Raw genomic sequence first — 24,061 nt, 5'->3', positions numbered from 1 at the left:
CCTCATAGGGCCTCATAGGGCCTCGCCGGGCCTCACAGGGCATCGCCTGGCCGCCGCGCCGCCGCCGGACGCGGCATCGGCGGGGCGGCGGGGGCGCGCGGGGTGGCACCCGGCCGGCACCGCACGACGTCACCCGGGCTGTGGACAACCTCGGACGACCTCGTGCCGTCTGGGAGAATGGCGTACGCCAACCTTCGAGAATCCCAAGGAACCAAGGACGTGCCGATCGTGGCTCAGAGCAGCACCGAGACCGACTGGGTCTCCCGTTTCGCGGACGAGGTCATCGCCGAGTCGGAGCGACGTGCGCCTGGCAAACCGGTCGTGGTCGCCTCCGGGCTGTCGCCCTCCGGGCCCATTCACCTGGGCAACCTGCGTGAAGTCATGACCCCGCACCTGGTCGCCGACGAGATCCGGCGGCGCGGGTACGAGGTCCGGCACCTGATCTCCTGGGACGACTACGACCGGTACCGCAAGGTGCCGGCCGGCGTCCCGGGGACGGACGACTCCTGGGCCGAGCACATCGGCAAGCCGCTCACCTCGGTCCCGGCCCCCGCCGGCTCGGCGCACCCGAACTGGGCGGAGCACTTCAAGGCCGCGATGATCGAGGCGCTGGCCGAGCTCGGTGTCGAGTACGACGGGGTCAGCCAGACCGAGCAGTACACGGCGGGCACGTACCGCGAGCAGATCCTGCACGCCATGAAGCACCGCGGCGACATCGACGCGATCCTCGACCGGTACCGGACGAAGGACAAGCCGAAGCAGCAGCAGAAGAAGCAGCAGAAGCCGGTCGACGAGGCCGAGCTGGAGGCCGCCGAGGGCTCCGGCGCGGCGGAGGAGGACGACGGCTCGGGCGGCGCCGGCGGGTACTTCCCGTACAAGCCCTACTGCGGGCAGTGCGGCAAGGACCTGACCACCGTCTCGTCGTACGACGACGCGACCACCGAGCTGGCCTACAGCTGCGCCTGCGGCTTCTCCGAGACGGTGAAGCTCAGCGAGTTCAACCGCGGCAAGCTGGTGTGGAAGGTCGACTGGCCGATGCGCTGGGCGTACGAAGGCGTGATCTTCGAGCCGAGCGGCGTCGACCACTCCTCTCCCGGGTCGTCCTTCGTCGTCGGCGGGCAGATCGTCCGTGAGGTCTTCGACGGCGTTCAGCCCATCGGCCCGATGTACGCGTTCGTCGGCATCTCGGGCATGGCCAAGATGTCGTCGTCGAAGGGCGGCGTACCGACCCCGGCCGACGCGCTGAAGATCATGGAGGCGCCGCTGCTGCGCTGGCTGTACGCCCGCCGCAGGCCCAACCAGTCCTTCAAGATCGCCTTCGACCAGGAGATCCAGCGGCTGTACGACGAGTGGGACAAGCTGGAGGCGAAGGTCGCCGACGGCACCGTGCTGCCGGCCGACGCCGCCGCCCATTCCCGGGCGGTCCGCACGGCCGCCGGTGAGCTGCCGCGCACGCCGCACCCGCTGCCGTACCGGACGCTGGCCTCGGTCGCCGACATCACGGCCGGGCACGACGAGCAGACGCTGCGGATCCTCAGCGAGCTCGACCCGGCCGATCCGCTGACGTCGCTCGACGAGGCGCGTCCGCGCCTGGACCGCGCGGAGAACTGGATCTCCACCCAGGTCCCCGCGGAGCAGCGCACCATCGTCCGTTCCGAGCCCGACACGGAGCTGCTCGGCTCGCTGGACGAGGAGGGGCGCGAGTCGCTGCGGCTGCTCCTGGAAGGGCTGGACAGCCACTGGTCGCTGGACGGGCTCACCACGCTCGTCTACGGCGTGCCGAAGGTGATGGCCGGGCTCGACCCGGAGGCCAAGCCGACGCCGGAGCTGAAGGTCGCCCAGCGGACGTTCTTCGCCCGGCTGTACCAGCTGCTGGTGAGCCGGGACACCGGTCCGCGTCTTCCCACGCTGCTGCTGGCGGTCGGGGCGGACCGGGTGCGCACGCTGCTCGGCTCGTAGCGGGGCGCGGCCGCGCGGGGGCCGCTCGCACCGGGTGGTGCCGGCCCGTGTCCGGCTCGTACCGCCCGTGGTGCCGGCCCGTGTCCGGCTCGTACCGCCCGTGGTGCCGGCCCGTGTCCGGCTCGTACCGCCCGTGGTGCCGGCCCGTGCCCGGCTCGTACCGCCCGTGGTGCCGGCCCGTGCCCGGCTCGTACCGGCCCTTCGTGGGGCGGGGCTGCTCGCACGGCTCACGGCGGGGCCGGGCCGGGCGGGCGGGTGGCTCGGGAGTGGCGCAGGAGGGCTCTTCCCCGACGTAGGGGTGAGAGCCCTCCACCCGTCTGTGCACCCTTCGGATGACCCGCGGTTCGGCCCGGCGCACGATGTGTCCGGGCGCGGCCGGCGGGACCGTGGAGCCATGAAGGAAATCGTGGCAGTCATCGGTTGGATCGTCGGCGTTCAGGGCGCGCTCGGGGCCGCCGGCAGGACCTGGGGCGACGGCCCGTGGGGCCTGCTCGACAAGTGGTGGGACATCCCGACCGCCGGGTACGTGGTGATCATGCTGGCCGGTGCCGCCCTCGCCGTGTACGGCGAGGCGGCGAAGCAGCGGGCGGCGCGCTGAGCGGGTGTTCCCGCCCGGTCCGCGCCGCCGGGGCGTGCACCTCGCGGTTACGCGATGTGCTCGGCTTCCAGGTCCGCCTGGTAGCGGTTCTTGAAGTCGGGCAGCAGACGGCGCAGCAGCGCGGAGCTGCGCTGGTGCCGGATGCCGTGGCCGTCGGCGAGGTGTATGTCGAGCTGGTCCGCGTTCGGCCAGACGCCGTTCTGGTCGACGAACGTCCGGAAGACGGGGTACGCGAGCTCGCGGAACTCCTCGGCGTCGGCCTCGTCCGTCCCGGCGAGCTCGTCGCCCTCGGCGCCGGGCCCGGGCTGCGGGGCGAACTCACCGTACGGGCCGTACTCCGCGTATTCGGTGACCCCGCCGGGTTCGGCGGGGTTCTGCGGGGTGCGCGGGCCCGGGACGCCGGGGCCGGCCGGGCCGCCGAGGGGGCGGGTACGGCCGGGGCCCGAGGGGACCATGACCGGCGTGGGCTCCAGGCCCTCGACGTACGTGGGGTCGTAGGCGCCTTCGTACGCGTCCTGCGGCAGCTGGGGCGCGGCGAACCAGGGGCTCTCGTGGTTGGGTTCCTGACCCGGAGCCCCGGACGGCTGCTCGTCCTGACCCTGCTGGTCCCGGCCCTCGGCGGCCTGGTCCTGTGCCGACTGCTCCTGGTCCGACCGCTCCTGCGGCTTCGACAGGGGCTGCCGGGGCGTCGCCGTCTGCGGAAGCGCGGGGGCCGGCGCGGCGGCGGAGACCTGGGGGGCACCGGCGTTCTGCGGCTGGAGCTGCGGGGCATCGGCGCCGGTGTCCGCGTTCTGGTGCGCGTGGGGGTTCGGCGGCAGGAGGGCCGGCTCGACGCCGGCCGCCGCCAGGCCCGCCGGGCCCGTCTCGGACAGCGGCACTCCGTACTTCGCCAGGCGCAGCGGCATCAGGGACTCGACCGGAGCCTTGCGGCGCCAGGAGCGGCCGAACCTGGCCTGGAGGCGCGCCTGGTAGATCAGCCGGTCCTGTTCGAGCTTGATGACCTGCTCGTAGCTGCGCAGCTCCCAGAGCTTCATCCGGCGCCAGAGGCGGAAGGTCGGCAGCGGGGAGAGCAGCCAGCGGGTGAGGCGCACGCCCTCCATGTGCTTGTCGGCCGTGATGTCGGCGATCCGTCCGACCGCGTGGCGCGCGGCCTCGACGGAGACGACGAAGAGGACGGGGATGACCGCGTGCATCCCGACGCCGAGCGGGTCGGGCCAGGACGCCGCGCCGTTGAAGGCGATGGTCGCCGCGGTGAGCAGCCAGGCCGTCTGGCGCAGCAGCGGGAACGGGATGCGCATCCACGTCAGCAGAAGGTCCAGCGCCAGCAGAACACAGATGCCGGCGTCGATGCCGATCGGGAAGACGAGCGAGAAGTCGCCGAATCCCTTCTTCTCGGCGAGCTCGCGCACGGCCGCGTACGACCCCGCGAAGCCGATACCGGCGATGATCACCGCACCGGTGACGACGACGCCGATGAGTATCCGGTGCGTGCGTGTCAGCTGCATCGCGGCCACCCGCGACCCCTCCCCGTTGTTGTCTTCTGGCGGGCACAGCCTGGCACACGCGTTCGGAGCCCGGCCCTCGGGGGAGGTCCGGGCTCCGCAAAGCGCCGAGGGCGGGGGCCACTTGCGCCGGTCGGCCGCATGAGCCGACCGCCCTGCCGGTCGCCTGGCCCGGGTCTCCCGGCGGTCCGCCAGGGCCTGGCCGCTGTGCCCGGCCGGCCGGGTGCTCGTTCCGGCTACTTGTTGGCGGCCGCGACGGCGGCCACGGCTTCCTTGGCGGCCACGACGGCGTCCTCCATCAGGTCGGCCGGGTCGGGGGTCTTGGCACCCGCGTAACCCGCGCCGTTGAAGGAGACGGTGATGACCGCGTTCTCCGTACGCGTGACGATGGCCGCGTACTTGAAGTCCTCGTCGGTCTTCTTCAGGCCGTAGCTGATGGCCGTCGCCTGGTTGCCGACGCCCGTGGCGACGGAGGTGTGCACGGCGGTCGCGCCCTCGGTCGCCTGGACCTTGGCGACCTCCTTGTCGAAGTTCTCCTGGGCGCGCTTCTCGCCGCTGCCGAGGGCGGTGTCGGAGTCGTAGCGCAGGAGGGAGATGTCGAGCCAGCGGTACTGCGAGCCCTTGACGCCCTTGTCGTCCAGGCCGTTCCAGGAGCAGCTGCCGCGGCTGGCGGTGTCGCTGGACTTGCCGGGCGTACCGGACTTGGTCTTCACCTCCGGCACCAGCTTCTCGATCGTCTTCTCGGTGATCGCCTTGCACGCGGTCGGCAGCTTGAGGTACTTCGCCGGCTGTACGGGCGGCGGGGAGTCCTTGGTCTCGCCGCCGGTCGGGGCGGCGCCGGCGGGCGCGCTCTGCTTCGGGTCGCTCTTGCTGTCGGAGTCCGACGAGCAGCCGGCGACGACGAGCATCACCGGTACGGCTGCGCAGGCGAGTATGCGGGTGAGTCGCGGGGCTGATCGGTGCATGGTTCCTTCAGTCGGTCGCTTGTCGTACGGTCCGGCCGGGCCACCGTAGCCCGACTCGGTAGGTGTCCGGGGGTGCCCGTCGCCAGCGGGTGCCGTCCGCGTGGCGGGTCGGCGGCGGGCCGGTCCGTCTCTATTCGTCGAACTTCTCGGCCAGTCTCCGGGCCAGGCCCTGCGCCTTTTCCTGCAGTTCCTTGCTGTCCGGCACCTCGGTGATGCGGGCCGGCTGCTCTCCGTACCGGACGGTCACGACGACGTTGGATGTGCGGAACACCACGCTGACGGTGCGGTGCTGGGCCGTCGAACCGGCGCGGGTGAGGACGTCGTCGAGGAACGCCGCGTCGCCGAGGTCCGCCAGGATCCGGGGCTCCAGGCCCTCGGTGGCGGTCGCGGTGCTCGTGGGGAGAGGGGCGCCGGGCGTGGGGCCGGTGGTCTGCGGCAGCTGGCCGTTCTCGTCGCGGGGCGTGGTCCCGCCCGCCGGGAGTCCGGCCGCGGCTTCCTTGCCGGCGTAGACCTGCTGCGCCCGGTCGTCGTCGCTGACGGTGGAGTCGTACGAGACCACGCGCTCGAAGTCCAGGGTGAGCTGGTGCGAGGCGTCGGGGCCGTCGGCCCTCCAGCTGCAGCCGGCGCGGCGGTCGGTGTCGTAGGTGACGGCGGGGGTGCCGCGGAAGACGCGCTCGTGCTGGTCCTCCGGCAGGAAGGCGACTCCCGGCAGCAGGTCCTTGAGCGTGGAGCGGGGGATCGAGCCGCAGGGTTCGTACAGCGTCCGGTACTTGCCGGGGGGCGCCGCGGCGTCGGCGGGGCTGCCGGCCTTGGAGTCGGTGGTGGAGCCGTCCGTGCCGGGACTCGCGCTACAGCCCGTGACACCGGCGACGCCGGCGGTGAGCACCGCGAGGAGTGCCGCCATACCCGGTACGTACGCCCTTCGCTGCAAGGCCCCGGGCTCCTTTCACTCGATCGCACTGGTCGCCCGCTCGAAAACATGTTGCCGCTCATGAGCAGGCGATGGACACAATGTGTATCGCACGCACTGCCGTCGATGCCGGTCCGCTGTCGCCTACGCGGACCTTGGTGCCGGTTTTTGCGTTATCAGACTTTTCGGGGGAATTGAGGAAGTATGTCGTACGTAGAGGTGCCGGGAGCCAAGGTCCCGATACGGATGTGGACCGACCCTTCGACGGTGGAGGGCGGGGCGATGCAGCAGCTGCAGAACGTCGCCACCCTGCCGTGGATCAAGGGCCTGGCCGTGATGCCGGACGTGCACTACGGCAAGGGCGCGACGGTCGGTTCGGTGATCGCCATGCACGGCGCCGTCTGCCCGGCGGCGGTCGGTGTGGACATCGGCTGCGGAATGTCGGCGGTCAAGACCTCCCTGACGGCGAACGACCTGCCGGGAGACCTGTCGCGACTGCGGTCCAGGATCGAGCAGGCCATCCCGGTCGGGCGTGGCATGCACGGCGACATGGTGGACCCCGGTCGGCTGCACGGCTTTCCCGCGGCCGGCTGGAACGATTTCTGGGCCCGGTTCGACGGGGTGGCCGAAGCGGTCAAGTTCCGTCAGGAACGGGCGACCAAGCAGATGGGTTCGCTGGGAAGTGGTAATCACTTCATTGAGTTCTGTCTCGATGAGACGGGTTCGGTCTGGCTGATGCTGCACTCCGGGTCCCGGAACATCGGCAAGGAGCTCGCCGAGCACCACATGGGCGAGGCGCAGAAGCTCCCGCACAACCAGGGTCTGATCGATCGTGACCTGGCGGTCTTCATCGCGGACACGCCACAGATGGCGGCATACCGGAACGATCTGTTCTGGGCGCAGGAGTACGCCAAGTACAACCGCGCGATCATGATGGCGCTCTTCCAGGACGTCGTCCGCAAGGAGTTCAAGAAGGTCAGGGTCACCTTCGAGCCGGTGATCTCCTGCCACCACAACTACGTGGCGGAGGAGCGGTACGACGGGATGGACCTGCTGGTCACACGGAAGGGCGCCATCCGGGCCGGCTCCGGTGACTTCGGGATCATTCCCGGCTCGATGGGTACGGGCTCGTACATCGTGAAGGGTCTCGGCAACGCGGCCTCCTTCAACTCCGCCTCGCACGGCGCCGGCCGCAGGATGAGCCGGAGCGCCGCGAAGCGTCGCTTCACCACACGGGACCTGGAGGAGCAGACGCAGGGCGTGGAGTGCCGCAAGGACTCCGGTGTCGTGGACGAGATCCCGGGCGCGTACAAGCCGATCGAGAGGGTCATCGACCAGCAGCGCGACCTGGTCGAAGTGGTGGCGAAGCTCAAGCAGGTGGTGTGTGTGAAGGGCTGACACCGGCTCTTGCACCGCTCGGCAGGGCCCCGGCGGGTTGGCGCCGGGGCCCTGCCGCGTTCTGCCGCGTGTCCGGCGTGCGCCCTACAGCTCGCGGTGGACCTTGGTGTTGGAGGCCTGGGCGCGGGGGCGGACGACCAGCAGGTCGATGTTGACGTGGGCGGGCCGGCCGACGGCCCAGGTGATGGTGTCCGCGACGTCGTCCGCGCTGAGCGGCTCGGCCACGCCCGCGTAGACCTTCGCCGCCTTCTCGGTGTCGCCGCGGAAACGGGTCGTGGCGAACTCGTCGGTCTTGACCATTCCGGGCGCGACCTCGATCACGCGGACGGGAGTGCCGACGATCTCCAGGCGGAGGGTCTCCGCGAGGACGCGGGCCCCGTTCTTCGCGGCGACGTAGCCCGCGCCACCCTCGTAGGTGGCGTGTCCGGCGGTGGAGGAGAGGACCACGACCGTGCCGGCGCCGCTCTCGGTGAGGGCGGGGAGGAGGGCCTGGGTGACGTTGAGGGTGCCGATGACGTTGACCTCGAACATCCGACGCCAGTCGTCGGGGTCGCCCGTGGCGACGGGGTCCGCGCCGAGGGCCCCGCCCGCGTTGTTGATCAGTACGTCGCAGCGGTCGAGCGAGGCCGCGAAGGTGTCGACGGCCGCGCGGTCGGTGACGTCCAGCGGGTAGGCCGTGGCCTGGTGGCCCGCGGCGGTGAGCTCGGCGGCGAGGGCTTCGATGCGGTCCTTGCGGCGGGCGGTGAGGAAGACGTGGTGACCGGCGGCGGCCAGTTGCCGTGCCGTCGCGGCGCCGATGCCGCTGCTCGCTCCGGTGACGACGGCGATGGGGGTGGCAGCGGCAGTCATGGAAGTACTCCTCGCGCGGGTGATCGAACGGTCGACCCGGTCAGGATAGGCGCGGTCCGGCGGTCGACGTCCTTGAGGGGCAGGCTTGTTGAGGGCCGGGGGTGCTGGGGTTTGAGTCACGGGAGTGGGGTCCGGGACCGCCGTCGGCCGGGTCGGCCGGGCCGGCCGGGTGGCGGGTCGGTCGGGAGCGTGGGCGGGGCCGGGGTCCGTCGGACGGCCGGGCGGTGGGGTGGCCGGGTGTGGGGCGGCGGTGGGTGTGGGGCAGGGTGCCGGGTCGGTCGGGCGGTGGCGCGGTCGGGTGTGGGGCCGGGTGGCGGGTCGGCCGGGCGGTGGGGCGGTGGGTGTAGGGCAGGGTGCCGGGTCGGTCGGGCGGGTACCGGGTCGGGCGTCCCGGGGCGGCCGGGTGCTCGCACCTGTTCACGGGCAGGGGGCGGGTCCGGGTGGGCCGGGTCGCCGGGTGCCGTGCCGGATGGGGGCAGGCGCGCCGTTCATATGGGTGGTTAGTGGCCTGTGGGGGGCAAATAGGTATCTTCAGGTCATGGTTGCGATGCGCAAGGCGCTGCTGGTGGTGTCCGTCGCGGCGGCGACGGTGCTGGGAGTGGGCGGGGGTGCCGGGGCGGCCGGCCCCGATGTCGCCCGCGAGGTCGCTCGGTGGTTCGCCCCCGAGGCGGATGTGGCGCACCACGGCCATGTCACCCTCACGGACGGCCGGCTGGACATCGTCCTGCTGAGCGAGAACCACGGGCCCTCCGGCCTTGCCGACGCCACCTTCCGGCTCACCTCCTCGGCCGCACTGGCGGCCGGTGCGGCGGGGCAGGAGCTGCCCGCCGGCTGCCTGTGGGGCAGCGACCGGGAGGTGCTCTGCTCGACCGGCGCCCTGGCGGCGGACGGCACGCGCCATGAGACCGCGCTGACGCTGCGGACGGTGGGCACCCCGGTCGAGGTCACCGTCACGGTGACGACGCTCTGGAACGGCGGCGCGACCGACAGGAAGCCGGACAACAACGATCACAAGGTGCTCGTGCCCGCCACCGGTGACCCGTACGTCTTCTGAGGCCCCGGCCGGGCGGCCGGTCACCCCTCCGCCCAGGCGATGTAGCCGTCGGGGCGGACCAGGAGGGCGGTGCGCCGGGAGCTGTTCGCCCAGGTCGCCCGGGTCACCCGCCCCGGCACCGGCGGGATGGACGCGGAGCCGCCCTTCGCGGCCGGGACTTCCCCGGTGGCGCCCGACGGGGTGATCAGGACGAAATCCCCCTTGCGCAGCACTGCGTGGAGGCGACCCTCCGCCAGTGCCAGATCCGGCGCGCGCCTGCCGACCAGGCGGTGGGCGCCGCGCGCGGAGCCGTACGCGATGCCGAGGCCGCTGACCATGCCCAGAGCCTTGGCGGAAGCGGGGCGGACCGTGTTCAGGAGGCGGGCGGCGGTGGCGCGGGCCGCCCGCTGGAGCGGCGTGTGCGCCATGGCGAGGCGGATTATGGCACCGCTGCTGCGCAGGACCGTCTTTCCCACCGGATGCCGCTCCGAGTGGTAGCTGTCGAGCAGGGCTTCGGGTTCGGCGGCCTCCCCGCGCAGGACGGAGCCGAGCTTCCAGGAGAGGTTCGCCGCGTCCTGGAGGCCGGTGTTCATGCCCTGGCCGCCGGCGGGGGAGTGGACGTGGGCGGCGTCCCCGGCGAGGAAGACCCTCCCCGAACGGTAGGCGGGAACCTGCCGTTCGTCGCTGTGGAAGCGGGAGATCCACCGGACGTCGTGCATGCCGAAGTCGGTGCCGTGGACGGTACGGACGATCTCGCGCAGTTCGTCGAGGACGACCGGCTCGCTGTCGGGGACCTGGCGTCGCCGGTTCCACCCCATGGCCCGGTACCAGCCGTCACCGAAGGGGGCGACGAAGGCGAAGGAGTCCCCCGAGCCCGCGACCGTGAAGAGGTCGTCGGGCTCCTCGGCGAGCCGGACATCGGCGAGGACGATGGAGCTGATCACCGAGGAGCCGGGGAAGGGCAGTCCGACACTCCGCCGGACGGCGCTGCGCACGCCGTCGGCGCCCACCAGGAAACGCGCCCGCAGCGTGGTGGCGCCGGGGGCGGCCCCACCACCGGCCCCACCACCGGTGTCGGCACCGGTGTCGGCACCGGTGGCGGACCCGGTCCCGGACCCGTCCCCGGCCGTGGGGGCGAGGTCGGCCGTCACCGAGTCGCCGTCCTGGCTCAGACCGCGCAGCTCCGTGCCGTGGCGGAATTCCACGCCCGACTCCAGCGCCCGCCGCTCCAGCAGTCGCTCGACCTCGTACTGCGGTGTGATCAGCAGGAACGGGAAGCGCGAGCGCAGTCGCGAGAGGTCGAGCGACAGGGCGCCGAACAGCCGCACCCGGGAGACGCGGGAGCCCGTCTTCAGCAGCTCGTCCGCCAGCCCCCGGGCGTCCAGGAGCTCCAGCGTGCGGGCGTGCACGGCGAAAGCGCGGGTCAAGTTGCTGATCGCGCGCGGCCGGCGCTCGATGAGCGCGACCTTGGCGCCCGCCGCCGCGAGGTCGCCGGCGAGCAGCAGACCTGTGGGCCCCGCGCCCACCACGATGACGTCGAACTCCGTACCGGCCGTGCCGCCCATGGCTGCCTCCAGGTATGCCAACGCATGTTGGTCAACGCTTGTTGGTCAACGCTTGTTGGCAAATGTAGGCCCGGGGCTTCTGGAATGTCAACGCTTGTTGGCCTACATTTGTTGGTATGGAATCCGCACATGACGACGACCCGGGGGCCGCACGCTCCCCGGGCCCTTCGCGCCGCTCGGACGCCACGCGGGCGGCCATCCTCGACGCGGCCCGCGAGAGGTTCGCCGCGGACGGTTACGAGCGCGCCACCATCCGGGCCATCGCCCGGGACGCGGGCATCGACCCCTCGATGGTGATGCGGTACTACGGCAACAAGGAGGGGCTCTTCACGGCCGCCTCCGAGATCGACCTGCGGATGCACCTGCTCGGCGCGGTACCGCCCCGGCACATCGGAGCCGTCCTCGTCACGCACTTCCTCGACCGCTGGGAGGGGGACGAGGTGCTGACGGGCATGCTGCGGGTCGGTGTCACCAACCCGGCCGGCGCCGACCGCATGCGCGCGATCTTCCGGGAGCAGCTCGGGCCCCTGGTGGCAGCCGTCGGCCTCGACCCGGCCGAGGCGCCGCGCCGGGCCGCCCTCGTCACCTCCCAGATACTGGGCATGGCGCTGAGCCGCTATGTGCTGCGCTTCCCGCCCGCCGTCGACATGTCCCGCGAGGAGATCGTCGCCTGGCTGGCGCCGACCATCCAGCGCTACCTCACGGCCGAAACCCCCGAGGTCCCCGAGGTCCCCGAGGTCCCTGGGATCCCTGAGGTGCCCGAAGCCGCGGAAGTCCCTGAGGGGCCCGGAACCCCTGGGGCCCCTGAAGCCGCCGAAGCCCCTGACGTCCCCGCGGGCCCGGCCTAGGCCGCCGCGCCGCCGAACTCGCGCAGCGCGCCGTCGACGATCGCCTCCAGGCGCGCGTGGTGCGCGCCGCGCCAGTACACCCGCTCGCACGCCGTGCACCGGGCGAAGACGTCGTACGTGCGCTGGGTGCCCTGCTCCAGCCGCTCGCGCACCGAGTCCTTGTCGGCGTCGGTCAGCTGCCCGTTGCAGGCCGTGCACCGGGTCCAGGGCGCGAGCGGCGGAGCGAACCGCTCCAGGACATCGCGCAGTTGTTCGTCCGGACGGTCGCTGTAGACATAGGCGCCCGCCCACAACTCCCGCCGCCGCAGCAGCCCCCGGTCGCGGGAGAGCATCACCCGCCGTTCCCTGGCCGACAGCGCGGCCAGCGCCGGGTCGCCGATGTCCTCGCTCTCGTACGCCGCGTCGACGCCCAGTAGTCGCAGTCGGCGGGCCAGCGTGCCCAGGTGCACATCGAGCAGGAACCGCAAGGGGGCGCCCGGGACCGGCTGCGGACGTTCGACGCCGAGCACCTCGACGTGTTCACCGGCGGCCGGGATGTGCGAGGTCGTGACCGGGCGGCCGTCCACCAGGAGCCGGCCCGCCTCCGTGAGCGGGACGCCGAGCGACTCGACGACGTGTCCGAGCGTCGAGGCCCCGTCGGTGACCAGGCTGGTGCGGCCGTCCCGGCGGGGCGCCGCGACGAAGAGGCCCAGGCCGGTGGCGAAACTGATGTGGATCTCCGGTCCGTTCACGCCGTCAGCATGCCACCGGGCCCATGGGGCCAGCCAGGCCATTTCCCCCGCCGCCTGCCTCCGGCGCACGACCCGAAGCCCAGGCGCGCGGTCCGAGGCCCCGTCACCCGATCCGGAGCCTCTGCGCCACGATCCGAAGCCTCTGCGCCACGATCCGAAGCCCCTGCGCCACGATCCGAAGCCTCTGCGCCACGATCCGGAATCCCTACGGCACGACCCTGAAGTGTGTGGTGACGCGGCCGCCCTCCTCGTCCACCACGTGGAACGCCACCCCGGGCGGCGCCACCCGGTCCGTCAGGCCCTCGCCGCTCTCCCAGGGCAGGCGGAGGGTCGACACCACCCCGGGCGCCACCAGCAGCGGGCGGCCCGCGAAGGTGGTGGCCGCCGGGGTGTGGGCGTGGCCGGTGAGGACCGCCGGAACGTTGCTCCGCCCCGCCAGCGCCTCCGCCAGCCGGTCGGCGTTCGTCAGGCCCATCGAGTCGATGTAGGGGTGGTGGAGCAGGGCCGGAGGGTGGTGGAACGCCGGCAGCGCCGGGGTGTCGCCCAGCTCGTCGAGCGTGCGCGTCAGCCACCGGAGCGTCTCGTCGTCGAACCGTCCCGGGTCCTCGCCCGGGATCGTCGAGTCGCAGAGCAGCAACGCGTGGCCCGCCACCTCGTGCACCCGGTTGACCGGACCCGTACCGCCGTCCTCCTCGCCGAGCAGGACCTTGCGGTAGGCGGCGCGGTCGTCATGGTTGCCCGGGCAGCTGAACGCGGGTGCCTTCAGCTCCGCCAGCAGCTCCGCCGCCTCGGCGTACTCGGCGGGGGTGCCGTGATCCGCTATGTCGCCGGTGACCAGTACCGCGTCCGGCCGTCCGGCCAGGGAGTTGAGATATCCGACCACCCGCCGGGCGCGTCCGGTGGCGCGCTCCGTGCCGTCGAGATGCAGATCGCTGATGTGGGCAAGCAGCAAGGGAGCCCCCCGGTCGCAGGCGCGGGGAGCGGGCGCCCTGGCCACGCCCCCGGCAGCTCTAATGGTTGAGTGAGCTTAAAGCATTAAGGTCCGACAGGGAGGGCCCCGGGCGTGAGATCCAGCCGCCAGTCGTTGCTGCGGATCGGATGCCCCGGCGGGTACTCGAAGGCGCGCGCGCCGCGCAGCTCGAAGCCCGCCTTGCGGCACACGGCGTTGGACGCGCCGTTGTCCACGGAGGGGAAGGCGTGCAGATAGCGGTGCTTACGAGCCGCCCTCGCCCGCTCGACGACCGCCGCCGTGGCCGCCGTGGCCACGCCGCGCCCCTGGAAGCCGGGCAGGACGGCCCACCCCGTCTCGTACACGCGCTCCCCGTCCCAGGTCTGCTCCCAGAAGCCGATGGTGCCCGCCGGCACCTCCTCCGGCAGCAGCACGATCCGGAACATGCACCCGGCGCCCGTGCGGTTCGCGCTCAGGTCGACATAGCGATGGTGCCGCTTGACCAGTTGCTCGTCCGTCTCGGGTCCGCCGAGGTGGCCCATCAGCTCGGGTGCGTTGGCCGCGCGGAGCAGCTCGAAGTCCGTTTCGGCCCATGCGTCGAGCCGGACGGGTGATGCGGTTGTCTCCATACGGCGCACCCTAGGGCCGCACTCCGACAAGCGGCGCTTCCCGACGACCGCCCGGGGGCGGTCTTGTGCCGCCGCGCGACCGCCGTCATGGTGGGGCGGCGAGGACGGGTTCCGGCCAGGGAGGGAGCGGCTGTGTGGGAGTTCGCGAACGGCACCGGGCAGACGGTACGGGCGGCACACCTCCCGGAACGGGTGGTCGCGTACGTACGGGCCGGAGCGGCCCTGCACGACCTGGGCGTCTGCCCCGTGGCCGTGTACGGATCGGCCCATGACGCCGACGGCCTCGATCCCGCCAAAGCGGGCGCCCTGCCCGCGTCGGCCGTCCGTTACCTCGGGCCGGGACGGGAGCTGACCGAGAGGGAACTGCGGTCCGTACGGCCGGATCTGATCGTCGACGTGACGTACGACGACGAGAACGCCTACGCCCTCGACGACGCCCTGGCGCGGCGGCTGGGGGTGCCCCTGCTGGCTCTGCCGGTGGGTGGCGGCCCGCTCACGGCGATCGTGGAGCGCTTCGGCGCCCTCGCGACGGCGCTACGACCGGGGCGGGCGGATGACGGCGGTGGCGGCGAGCCGGCGTCGCGGGCCGGGCGGGCGCCGGGGTCCGGACCGGTGGCAGGAGCCGGACCGGCGGCGGGAACCGGGCTGGTGGAGGCCGAGCGGGCGCTGCGAGCCGTGACGGCCGGTGATCCCGCGCCGCCACGGGTGCTCGCCCTGTCCGGAGCGGGGCCCGATCAGGTCCACCTGGCCCGCCCGGAGGCATGGCCGGAGCTGCGCAGGCTGGCCGAGCTGGGGGTCGGGCTGGCGGATCCGGGTCCGGGTGGCGGCATCAGCTGGCTCACCACGGACTGGGAGACCGTCGCGCGGCTGCGCCCGGACCTGCTCCTCGTGGACAACCGGACGAACGCGGTCGGGCCGGGTGACCTGGAGACCGGTCCGGCCTGGCGGGCCCTGGCCCCCGACGCGCCCGCCGAGCCCTGGAACCCGGAGACCCCGCCGAGCCCTCGGGCGTACGGGGACTTCTTCCGCGCGGTGGCCGGCGCCCTGGAGGCGCTCCGCGCCAAACGCTGAACCGCTGCCCCTCGGCGTACCGGACGCGGTCACCGCCCGGGCGTCCGCCGCCGGCTCGACCCCGCCCCGTCGACGCGGGGCGGGCCGATGCGCCCGCCCTCGAAAGGGCCCCGTAGTCGGCCCGGTCAGGGCCAGACCAGGCAGTACGGCTGGTGCCCCGCCTCGTGGAGCCGTACCGAGAAGTCCTGCCACTCGTGCAGCAGCTGGTAGACGTTGAAGGCGTCCCGGGGGCCGCCGCGGTCCGGAACGGTGGACCAGATGAAGGCGGCCGCGCCCACCGACTCCTCACCGATGCCCCGCAGCGGGTCGACCACGGTCATCGGCAGCTTCACCACCGCGTAGTCGGGGTGCAGGACCACGAGCTCCAGCGGCGGGACCTTGTGCAGCGGCATGCCCTGGATGCCGGTCAGCACCATGGCCGCTATGGTCTCCGGCTTGATCTTGGTGAACATGCCGCCCATGCCGAGCTCGTCGCCGCCCAGCTCTTCCGGTCGCATGGAGATCGGCACGCGGGCCGCGGTGGCGCCGTTGGGCGCGCCGAAGTACTTGTAGGTCACCCCCATCCGGCCGCCCCCGCTCCCGCTCGCGATGGGTTTGTCCCGCTCGCGCCGGTGTTTCCCCCGCCGGGCAGGCTCAGGACCCAGGTCGTCGGTCCCCTCGCCCAGTCCGCCACCGCGATGCATATCTCCACCCGACTGCTTTTTAGGCAACACAGCCCCCGCCGCGCAACCCGATCATCGTGACAGTGACCTCCCCCACGCGCGTGCGGTGAAACACCTGTCCGCAAGAACGTCCGGCCCCTCTGACACCATGGATTCCGTGAGCTTTCCCTATGACGCCCCAGTTTCGCAGACGCGGACGCCTGACGCCCCGTCGTAAACAAGGTCGTGCACCGCTGTATACGTGGCGGTGAGCCAAGATGCTCACATCGTCGCCACCCGGCGGCCATATGTGCCCACTGCCCCGCCCGCCAACTCGTTCCCGCAGGTCAGGACCAAAGTGCCGTATTCATACGAAGCCCCAGTCTCACAGACGCTTTTCGACCGCGCGTCCCTTGTGACGCCCGGCGGCGTGAACTCTCCCGTACGTGCCTTCCGGGCCGTGGGCGGTACGCCCCGGTTCATGGTGTCCGGTACCGGTCCGTACCTCACGGACGCGGACGGTCGTGAATATGTGGACCTCGTCTGCTCGTGGGGACCGATGATCCTCGGCCATTCCCACCCCGAGGTGATCGCCGCCGTCCAGGAGGCGGTCGCCCGTGGCACCTCCTTCGGTACGCCGGGTGAGGGCGAGGTCGCGCTCGCCGAGGAGATCGTGGCCCGCGTCGAGCCGGTCGAGCAGGTGCGTCTCGTCTCCAGCGGTACCGAGGCGACGATGTCGGCGATCCGGCTCGCCCGCGGGTTCACCGGCCGTGCCAAGGTGATCAAGTTCGCCGGCTGCTACCACGGCCACGTGGACGCGCTGCTGGCCGCGGCCGGGTCGGGCGTCGCCACCTTCGGGCTCCCCGACACCCCCGGTGTCACGGGTGCCCAGGCCGGGGACACGATCGTCCTCCCGTACAACGACCTGGAGGCGGTGCAGGAGGCGTTCCACCGGTACCCCGGCGAGATCGCCTGCGTGATCACCGAGGCGTCGCCCGGCAACATGGGCGTGGTGCCGCCGCGCCCCGGCTTCAACGAGGGCCTCAAGTCGGCCTGTGCGAAGAACGGCGCGCTGTACATCTCCGACGAGGTGATGACCGGTTTCCGGACGTCGAAGGCCGGCTGGTACGGCATCGACGGTGTGAAGCCCGACCTGCTGACCTTCGGCAAGGTCATGGGCGGCGGCTTCCCGGCCGCGGCGTTCGGCGGCCGTGCCGATGTCATGGCGCATCTCGCGCCGGCCGGCCCGGTCTACCAGGCGGGCACCCTCTCCGGCAACCCGATCGCGACCGCCGCCGGACTCGCGCAGCTGCGGCTCCTGGACGACGCGGCGTACGAGAAGGTGAACGCGGTCTCCCGGGAGATCCAGGGCCTGGTGACCGAGGCGCTGACGAAGGAGGGCGTCGCGCACCGGCTCCAGACGGCGAGCAACATGTTCTCGGTGTTCTTCACCTCCCAGGAGGTCCGGGACTACGAGGACGCGAAGAAGCAGGAGGCGTTCCGCTTCACCGGGTTCTTCCACTCGATGCTGTCCCAGGGTGTCTACCTGCCGCCGTCGGCGTACGAGTCGTGGTTCGTCTCCACGGCTCACGACGAGCGTGCGATCGAGCGGATCGCCGCCGCACTGCCGGCCGCCGCCCGGGCCGCGGCGGAGGCGACCGCATGAGCGGCCGGCACCCCGGGAGCGCCGAGCACCCCGAGCACCCCGAGAGCGCTGAGAGCGCCGAGAGCGCGGCAGAGCGGGCGGAACAGGAGGAGCTGATGGAGCGGGCGGAGGCGGCCGTGAACGCCGACGGGCGGGAGGGCGGCGACGACGGTGACATCACCGTCGTCCACGTGGTGCGCCACGGCGAGGTGCACAACCCGGACGGCGTGCTCTACGGCCGCCGGGCCGGGTACCACCTCTCCGACCTCGGCCGGCAGATGGCCGACCGGGTCGCCGAGTACCTCGCGGGCCGTGACATCACCCACGTGGTGTCCTCACCGCTGGAGCGGGCCCAGGAGACGGCCACGCCGATCGCCAAGGCGCACGGCCTCGACCTGGCCACGGACGAGCGGCTGATCGAGGCGGGCAACGTCTTCGAGGGCAAGACCTTCGGAGTGGGCGACGGCGCCCTGCGCCGGCCGGCCAACTGGCGCCATCTGACCAACCCGTTCCGCCCGTCGTGGGGCGAGCCGTACGTCGACCAGGTGGTCCGGATGATGGGCGCGCTGAGTGCGGCGCGTGACGCGGCGCGCGGGCACGAGGCGGTCTGCGTCAGCCACCAGCTGCCGATCTGGATCGTGCGCAGCTTCGTGGAGCGGCGCAGGCTGTGGCACGACCCGCGCCGGCGCCAGTGCACGCTCGCGTCGCTGACCACGTTCACCTACCGGGGCGACCGGATCGTCTCGGTGGGCTACAGCGAACCCGCCCGTGATCTGGTGCCCGCTCATCTCCTGTCCGGCGCCAAGCCGGTGAAGGGGCAGTCGAAGGCGTTCGGCGCGTAGCCGGACGCGGTGACGCCGTCACGCCGTGACAGGAGCCCCGTCGCGCCGTGACATGGTGCGACGCCGTCGCGCCGTGACAGGCGGCGCCGGAGCATACGCGCGAGCGGTGGCGCACGAAGGTCCTGTGCGTCACCGCTCGCGCGTCCTTCAATCCGCATACGCGGCTTCCGCGACACACATGTCTTCGCGTAACCACCGTGTCACGCAAAGGATTATCTGCTAATCGCTGGAACCCGAGTGTTCTTGCCCGCATCTCACTGACTGCCGGTTCACAGGATTCTGCCGGCAAAAGCGAGCGCGGATGGGGACGAAAATGCGCGGGATCAGCCGAAGGGGATTGCTCGGAGCCGGAGTTGGGGCCGCAGCCGCGATCGGGATCGCCGGCTGCGGGCCGGACGGCAAAGGCGGTACGGGACAGCAGCCCGGCAAGGGCGGCACCGCCGGATCGGGAAGTCCGGCCCCCGGCAAGCAGGAGGGGCGGCTGATCGGCGACGGTTCCACCGCCGATACCGGAAAGCAGCCGAACCAGCCCGACAGGCCCGTCCCGCTGGAACCCGGCCAGACCCCGCCGCAGTTCGTGATCTTTTCCTGGGACGGGGCGGGAGAGGTCGGCAACGGCCTCTTCCCCCGATTCCTGGAACTGGCCAAGAACCATGACGCCGCGATGACGTTCTTCCTTTCCGGGCTCTATCTGCTGCCGGAATCGAAGAAGACGCTCTACCGCCCGCCGAACAACGGCATCGGCGCCTCCGACATCGGCTACCTCACCGACCCGCACATCAAGGAGACGCTGAAGTACGTCCGCCAGGCGTGGCTCGACGGGCATGAGATAGGCACCCACTTCAACGGCCATTTCTGCGCCGGCTCCGGATCGGTCGGGAAGTGGACGCCGGCCCAGTGGCAGAGCGAGATCGACCAGGCGGTCAAGTTCGTCACCGAATGGAAGACGAACAGCGGCTGGACCGACCTCGACCCGCTGCCCTTCGACTACCGCAAGGAGCTCGTCGGCAGCCGTACGCCCTGCCTGCTCGGCCAGGACAACCTCCTGCCCACCGCCAAGAAGCTCGGCTGGCGCTACGACGCCAGCTCGCCCGGCGGCCGGCAGATGTGGCCGGTCAAGCGCCAGGGCATATGGGACCTGCCGCTCCAGCAGGTGCCGTTCCCGGGGCATTCCTTCGAGGTTCTCTCGATGGACTACAACATCCTCGCCAATCAGTCACAGAATTCGACCAAGGGCATGCCGTCGCGTTACCCGGGCTGGCGCAAGCAGGCCACCGACGCGTATATCGCGGGATTCAAGCGGGCCTATGAGTCCAACCGTGCCCCCTTCTACATAGGCAATCACTTCGAGCAGTGGAACGGCGGCATATACATGGACGCCGTCGAGGAAGCGCTCAAGAGCATGGCCGGCAAGAAGGACGTACGGCTGGTCTCCTTCAAGCAGTTCGTCGACTGGCTCGACGTACAGGACCCCAAGATCCTCGCCAGGCTGCGCACACTGGAGGTCGGTCAATCGCCGACCGGGGGCTGGAACACCTTCCTCAAGGCGGCTTAGTCCCTTTAGGCGGGCCTGACAAGGGGTTATTCGGGCACGGAGGGGGGTGCGGAAGATCCCCGGAACGGTCATGCGAAACTTTTCACATGAGCCTTAGCCGCACCCCCCGAGGCATCCTCCTCACCGTCGGCGCCCTGGCGGCCGCGCTCACGCTCTCGGCGTGCGGCGGTGACTCCAACGGCAAGTCCGGTGGTGGCGGTGACACCAACTTCGTCACCAACACCGGCGGTATCTCCACCGTCGCCAAGGGTGAGCGCAAGGCCCCGAAGTCCCTCGCGGGCGAGACCCTCGAAGGCGAGCGGCTGGACGTCGCCGACCTCAGGGGCAAGGTCGTCGTCCTGAACGTATGGGGATCCTGGTGCCCGCCCTGCCGGGCCGAGGCACCGCACTTCGCCAAGGTCGCCGAGGCCATGAAGGCCGACGGCGTGGAGTTCGTCGGGATCAACACCCGGGACGCCAACAAGCAGCCCGCTCTCGCCTTCGAGAAGGACTACTCCGTCGACTACCCGAGCCTGTACGACCCGGCGGGCAAGCTGATCCTCAACGGCTTCCCCAAGGGCACGCTCAACCCCCAGGCCATCCCCTCCACCATCGTGCTCGACCGTGAGGGGAACATCGCCGCCCGCTCGCTGATGGCGCTCAACGAGCAGAAGCTGCGCTCGATGATCGACCCGCTGGTCGCGGAGAAGTAGATGCTGAACGAGACGGTCTTCAGCGGGGCCCTCCTGCTGGCCCTGCCCCTCGCCGTGCTCGGCGGACTGGTGTCCTTCTTCTCGCCCTGCGTGCTCCCGCTGGTGCCGGGCTACCTCTCGTACGTCACCGGGGTCACCGGTACCGACCTCGCCGAGGCCAGGCGGGGCCGCATGGCCGCCGGTGCCTCGCTGTTCGTGCTCGGGTTCTCCGCGGTCTTCGTCTCCAGCGGGGCGCTCTTCGGCTTCTTCGGCTGGACCCTGGCCGCGCACCGGGAGATCCTCACCCGGATCCTCGGCGTGCTGATGATCGCCATGGGAATCTTCTTCATGGGCCTGATGCCCTGGTTCACCCAGCGGGAGTTCCGCTTCCACAAGCGGCCGGCGACCGGCCTGGTGGGGGCGCCGGTGCTGGGCGCGCTGTTCGGCATCGGCTGGGCCCCGTGCGTCGGCCCCACGCTCGCCGCCGTCAACGCCCTCGCGGCCCAGGAGGCCAGCGCCGGCCGCGGTGCCCTGCTGACCGTCGCGTACTGCCTCGGTCTCGGCGTGCCGTTCATCGTCGCCGCGGTCGCCTTCCGCAAGGCGCTCGGGGCGTTCGGGTGGGTCAAGCGGCACTACGCGTGGGTGATGCGGATCGGCGGCGGCATGATGATCGCGACGGGTCTGCTGCTGCTCACAGGTGTGTGGGACAGCCTGGTCCAGGAGATGCAGGGCTGGACCGACGGCTTCCAGGTGGGGATCTGAGTTCCATGAGCAAGGCAGAGACGACCGACCAGCGGCACGAGAACGACCACCAGCAGGCCCGGCAGGACCAGCGGTCCGAGAACGACCGGCAGGACCAGCAGCACGAGAACGACCGGCAGGACCTGGGCGAGGCCGCTGCCCAGCTCTCCACCGCCCCCCGGGAGGAGCTCGTCGCCGGGCCGGCCCTGGGCGTGATCGGCTGGATCCGCTGGTTCTGGCGGCAGCTGACCTCCATGCGGGTGGCGCTGATCCTGCTGTTCCTGCTCTCCCTCGGCGCGATCCCCGGCTCGCTCATCCCGCAGACCGACGCGGACGAGCTGAAGGTCGAGTCCTTCAAGAAGGCCCACGAGACGCTCGCGCCGGTCTACGACAGGCTCCAGCTCTTCGACGTGTACAGCTCGGTGTGGTTCTCCGCGATCTACATCCTGCTGTTCGTCTCCCTCATCGGCTGCATCGTGCCCCGTACCTGGCAGTTCGTGGGCCAGCTGCGCGGCCGCCCGCCCGGTGCGCCCAAGCGGCTGACCCGGCTGCCCGTGTACACCACCTGGCGCACCGGGGCCCGGCCCGAGGAGGTCCGCGAGGCCGCGCTCGTGATGCTGCGCAAGCGGCGCTTCCGCGCGCACACGGCGGGTGACGCCGTCGCCGCCGAGAAGGGCTACCTGCGCGAGGTCGGCAATCTCGTCTTCCACATCGCGCTGATCGTGATGCTGGTGGCGTTCGCCGCCGGACAGCTCTTCAAGTCCGAGGGCGGCAAGCTGGTCGTCGAGGGCGACGGCTTCTCGAACACGCTCACCCAGTACGACGACTTCAAGTCCGGCTCCCTGTTCAGCACGGACGAGCTGGCGCCGTTCAGCTTCTTCCTGGACGAGTTCACCGGTACGTACGAGCGCACCGGCCCCCAGCGCGGCACCCCCCGCACCTTCGAGGCCCACGTCACGTACTCCAAGGCGGGCGGCAAGGACACCAAGGGCGTCATCAGGGTCAACGAGCCGCTGGAGATGGACGGCTCGAAGGTCTACCTGATCTCCCACGGGTACGCCCCGGTCGTCACCGTCAAGGACGGCAGGGGCCAGGTCGTCTTCCACGGCGCCGTGCCGCTGCTGCCGATCGACAACAACATCTCGTCCACGGGCGTCATCAAGGTGATGGACGGCTACCGGGACAAGAACGGCAAGAAGCAGCAGCTGGGCTTCCCGGCCTTCTTCGTGCCGACGTACGGCGGCAAGGGGAGCGGCCAGATGTTCTCCCAGTACCCGGGGCTCGACTTCCCGGTGCTGAACGTCGGCTCCTACCACGGCAGCCTGGGCGTGGACTCCGGTCTTCCGCAGAACGTGTACCAGCTGGACACCAGCAAGATGACACCGTTCAAGGACGCGCAGGGCAACGTGCTCAAGCAGACGCTGAGGCCCGGTGAGAGCATGACGCTGCCGGACGGGGCGGGCACGGTCACCTTCGAGAAGGAGATCAAGGAGTGGGCCAGCTTCCAGGTCTCCCAGCAGCCCGGCAACGGTCTCGCCCTCACCGGCGCGGTCCTCGCCATCGCCGGACTGGTCGGTTCGCTGTTCATCCAGCGCCGCAGGGTCTGGGTGCGGGCCGTCGAGGGTGCGGACGGTGTGACCGTGGTGGAGATGGCGGGGCTGGGCCGCAGCGAGTCCGCCCGACTCCCCGAAGAGCTGACGGACCTCGCCGTCACCCTGAATGCGCAGGCGCCGACCGCGCCTGATCCTGAAGAAGTTCCTGCCGAAGGGGCTGAGAAGTGAATCTCGCCGCCGCGACCAACGAGAGCCTGGCGCACACCAGCAATGTGCTCATCTACTCGGCGATGGCCGTCTACACGCTGGCGTTCCTCGCCCACATCGCCGAATGGGTGCTGGGCAGCCGCAGCAAGGTCGGCCGCACGGCCGCCGCGCTGACCCCCTCCGGCGCGCGGACCGCCGCGGCATCCGCCGTCAAGGTCCAGGTCAAGCAGCAGGGCGGCGGTACCGCCGTCCTGGACAAGCCGAAGGTCATCACCCGCAGCGCCGTGGGCGCCCGCGATGTGCCCGACGGGCCCGGCGCGGCCGGCGGGGACGTCCAGGGCGACCTGTACGGCCGCATCGCCGTCTCGCTGACCACGCTGGCCTTCCTCGTGGAGGCCGCCGGCGTCGTCGCCCGCGCCCTGTCCGTGCAGCGCGCCCCCTGGGGCAACATGTACGAGTTCTCCATCACCTTCTCCACGGTGGCGGTCGGCGCGTACCTCGGCTTCCTGGTCGCCAGGAAGAACATCCGCTGGCTGGGTCTGCCCCTGGTCACCACCGTCCTGCTGGACCTGGGCATCGCCACTACCTGGCTGTACACGGACAGTGACCAGCTCGTCCCGGCGCTGCACTCGTACTGGCTGTGGATCCATGTCTCGACCGCCATCTTCTGCGGCGCGGTCTTCTACATCGGCGCCGTCGGCACGCTGCTCTACCTCTTCCGCGACGCGTACGAGAGCAAGCTGGCGCGCGGCGAGCAGCCCGGTGCGTTCGCCCGCTCCGTCCTGGAGCGGCTGCCGGCCGCCGCGAGCCTCGACAAGCTGTCGTACCGGGTCAACGCCGCGGTCTTCCCGCTGTGGACGTTCACGATCATCGCGGGCGCGATCTGGGCCGGCGACGCGTGGGGCCGCTACTGGGGCTGGGACGCCAAGGAGGTCTGGTCGTTCATCACGTGGGTGGCGTACGCCGCCTACCTGCACGCCCGTGCCACGGCCGGCTGGAAGGGCCGCAAGGCCGCCTACATCGCCCTGGTGGCGTTCGGCTGCTGGCTCTTCAACTACTACGGCGTGAACATCTTCGTCAGCAGCAAGCACTCGTACGCGGGCGTCTAGGTCCCTGGGCCCTCTGCGGCCGGCTTTCGCCTCGGGGGCCGCTCCCCAAGATCCTTCGGGATCCGGGGAGCGGCCCCCGAGGCGTTGCCG

At 71.4% G+C, this 24,061-nt stretch carries 21 protein-coding genes and 1 pseudogene; 13 read left to right on the top strand and 9 right to left on the bottom strand.

The annotated features are described in order from the left end of the window. Positions 1–219 precede the first annotated feature (219 nt). Together lysS and PUR26_RS05165 are read left to right on the top strand one after the other, a co-directional pair. The gene (gene lysS / locus PUR26_RS05170) at positions 220–1,959 is read left to right on the top strand and encodes a lysine--tRNA ligase (RefSeq protein WP_329869614.1); all 1,740 of its coding nucleotides are present in this window, start codon (positions 220–222) and stop codon (positions 1,957–1,959) included. A 394-nt stretch (positions 1,960–2,353) separates the two neighbouring features. Beyond that, complete coding sequence (locus PUR26_RS05165; protein WP_329869612.1) at positions 2,354–2,557, top strand: hypothetical protein; 204 nt, start codon at positions 2,354–2,356, stop codon at positions 2,555–2,557. A 47-nt stretch (positions 2,558–2,604) separates the two neighbouring features. On the opposite strand, the gene PUR26_RS05160 is transcribed toward PUR26_RS05165, so the two are convergent. The 3 genes from PUR26_RS05160 to PUR26_RS05150 form a co-directional block, all read right to left on the bottom strand. Then, the gene (locus PUR26_RS05160; RefSeq protein ID WP_329869610.1) at positions 2,605–4,071 is read right to left on the bottom strand and encodes a DUF2637 domain-containing protein; all 1,467 of its coding nucleotides are present in this window, start codon (positions 4,069–4,071) and stop codon (positions 2,605–2,607) included. Positions 4,072–4,295: 224 nt separating this feature from the next. Beyond that, positions 4,296–5,024: a DUF3558 domain-containing protein gene (locus PUR26_RS05155; protein ID WP_329869608.1), complete on the bottom strand. Its 729-nt coding sequence runs from the start codon at positions 5,022–5,024 to the stop codon at positions 4,296–4,298. Positions 5,025–5,154: 130 nt separating this feature from the next. Then, entirely contained in the window at positions 5,155–5,928 is a 774-nt protein-coding gene (locus PUR26_RS05150; RefSeq protein ID WP_443076974.1) for a DUF3558 domain-containing protein, read from the bottom strand. Between the two features lie 210 nt (positions 5,929–6,138). Here PUR26_RS05150 and PUR26_RS05145 point away from each other — a divergent pair, with 210 nt between their 5' ends. Beyond that, positions 6,139–7,332 (top strand): RtcB family protein, encoded by a 1,194-nt coding sequence (locus PUR26_RS05145; protein WP_329869605.1) that lies wholly within the window; start codon positions 6,139–6,141, stop codon positions 7,330–7,332. Positions 7,333–7,416: 84 nt separating this feature from the next. Here PUR26_RS05145 and PUR26_RS05140 read toward each other — a convergent pair whose 3' ends face one another. Then, a complete protein-coding gene (locus PUR26_RS05140; RefSeq protein WP_329869603.1) occupies positions 7,417–8,181 on the bottom strand; it encodes an SDR family NAD(P)-dependent oxidoreductase in 765 nt (254 codons plus the stop codon). A gap of 538 nt (positions 8,182–8,719) precedes the next feature. Between PUR26_RS05140 and PUR26_RS05135 the strand changes: the two genes are divergently transcribed. Beyond that, complete coding sequence (locus PUR26_RS05135; protein WP_329869602.1) at positions 8,720–9,235, top strand: hypothetical protein; 516 nt, start codon at positions 8,720–8,722, stop codon at positions 9,233–9,235. Between the two features lie 20 nt (positions 9,236–9,255). Here PUR26_RS05135 and PUR26_RS05130 read toward each other — a convergent pair whose 3' ends face one another. Beyond that, complete coding sequence (locus PUR26_RS05130; RefSeq protein WP_329869651.1) at positions 9,256–10,779, bottom strand: FAD-dependent monooxygenase; 1,524 nt, start codon at positions 10,777–10,779, stop codon at positions 9,256–9,258. Between the two features lie 116 nt (positions 10,780–10,895). On the opposite strand from PUR26_RS05130, the pseudogene PUR26_RS05125 reads away from it, so the two are divergent. Then, positions 10,896–11,495 (top strand): annotated as a pseudogene (locus PUR26_RS05125) (TetR/AcrR family transcriptional regulator); the annotation flags it as partial. A 128-nt stretch (positions 11,496–11,623) separates the two neighbouring features. Here the strand turns inward: PUR26_RS05125 and PUR26_RS05120 are convergent. From PUR26_RS05120 to PUR26_RS05110, 3 genes are all read right to left on the bottom strand, one after another. Beyond that, positions 11,624–12,358: a Mut7-C RNAse domain-containing protein gene (locus PUR26_RS05120; RefSeq protein WP_329869601.1), complete on the bottom strand. Its 735-nt coding sequence runs from the start codon at positions 12,356–12,358 to the stop codon at positions 11,624–11,626. Positions 12,359–12,563: 205 nt separating this feature from the next. Next, a complete protein-coding gene (locus PUR26_RS05115; protein ID WP_329869598.1) occupies positions 12,564–13,310 on the bottom strand; it encodes a metallophosphoesterase in 747 nt (248 codons plus the stop codon). A gap of 83 nt (positions 13,311–13,393) precedes the next feature. Beyond that, on the bottom strand, positions 13,394–13,936 hold the full coding sequence (locus PUR26_RS05110; protein ID WP_329869596.1) for a GNAT family N-acetyltransferase: 543 nt from the start codon (positions 13,934–13,936) through the stop codon (positions 13,394–13,396). 132 nt (positions 13,937–14,068) lie between these two features. Here PUR26_RS05110 and PUR26_RS05105 point away from each other — a divergent pair, with 132 nt between their 5' ends. Continuing rightward, positions 14,069–15,007, top strand: coding sequence for an ABC transporter substrate-binding protein (locus PUR26_RS05105; protein WP_329869594.1), 939 nt, complete (start codon positions 14,069–14,071; stop codon positions 15,005–15,007). Between the two features lie 125 nt (positions 15,008–15,132). Here PUR26_RS05105 and PUR26_RS05100 read toward each other — a convergent pair whose 3' ends face one another. Continuing rightward, positions 15,133–15,690 carry a hypothetical protein gene (locus PUR26_RS05100; RefSeq protein WP_329869592.1) on the bottom strand — a complete coding sequence of 186 codons (558 nt, stop codon included), beginning with the start codon at positions 15,688–15,690 and terminating at the stop codon, positions 15,133–15,135. 316 nt (positions 15,691–16,006) lie between these two features. Between PUR26_RS05100 and hemL the strand changes: the two genes are divergently transcribed. The 7 genes from hemL (at position 16,007) to ccsB (ending at position 23,971) form a co-directional block, all read left to right on the top strand. Next, positions 16,007–17,314 carry a glutamate-1-semialdehyde 2,1-aminomutase gene (gene hemL, locus PUR26_RS05095; RefSeq protein WP_329869590.1) on the top strand — a complete coding sequence of 436 codons (1,308 nt, stop codon included), beginning with the start codon at positions 16,007–16,009 and terminating at the stop codon, positions 17,312–17,314. A 95-nt stretch (positions 17,315–17,409) separates the two neighbouring features. Then, positions 17,410–18,135, top strand: coding sequence for a histidine phosphatase family protein (locus tag PUR26_RS05090; protein WP_329869649.1), 726 nt, complete (start codon positions 17,410–17,412; stop codon positions 18,133–18,135). 313 nt (positions 18,136–18,448) lie between these two features. Continuing rightward, complete coding sequence (locus PUR26_RS05085; protein ID WP_329869588.1) at positions 18,449–19,690, top strand: hypothetical protein; 1,242 nt, start codon at positions 18,449–18,451, stop codon at positions 19,688–19,690. Positions 19,691–19,776: 86 nt separating this feature from the next. Next, complete coding sequence (locus PUR26_RS05080; RefSeq protein ID WP_329869586.1) at positions 19,777–20,382, top strand: TlpA family protein disulfide reductase; 606 nt, start codon at positions 19,777–19,779, stop codon at positions 20,380–20,382. After that, positions 20,383–21,123: a cytochrome c biogenesis CcdA family protein gene (locus PUR26_RS05075; RefSeq protein ID WP_329869585.1), complete on the top strand. Its 741-nt coding sequence runs from the start codon at positions 20,383–20,385 to the stop codon at positions 21,121–21,123. Between the two features lie 5 nt (positions 21,124–21,128). Continuing rightward, positions 21,129–22,883 (top strand): cytochrome c biogenesis protein ResB, encoded by a 1,755-nt coding sequence (gene resB / locus PUR26_RS05070; protein WP_329869583.1) that lies wholly within the window; start codon positions 21,129–21,131, stop codon positions 22,881–22,883. Continuing rightward, the gene (gene ccsB / locus PUR26_RS05065; protein ID WP_329869582.1) at positions 22,880–23,971 is read left to right on the top strand and encodes a c-type cytochrome biogenesis protein CcsB; all 1,092 of its coding nucleotides are present in this window, start codon (positions 22,880–22,882) and stop codon (positions 23,969–23,971) included. The genes resB and ccsB overlap by 4 nt, the downstream gene beginning before the upstream one ends. The last annotated feature ends 90 nt before the right edge of the window (positions 23,972–24,061 follow it).

The sequence above is a fragment of the Streptomyces sp. SP18CS02 genome (assembly GCF_036322365.1).
Classification (GTDB): Bacteria; Actinomycetota; Actinomycetes; order Streptomycetales; family Streptomycetaceae; genus Streptomyces.
The sequence above is the reverse complement of the archived record's forward strand: the minus strand, read 5'-3'. Positions and strand labels throughout refer to the sequence as shown.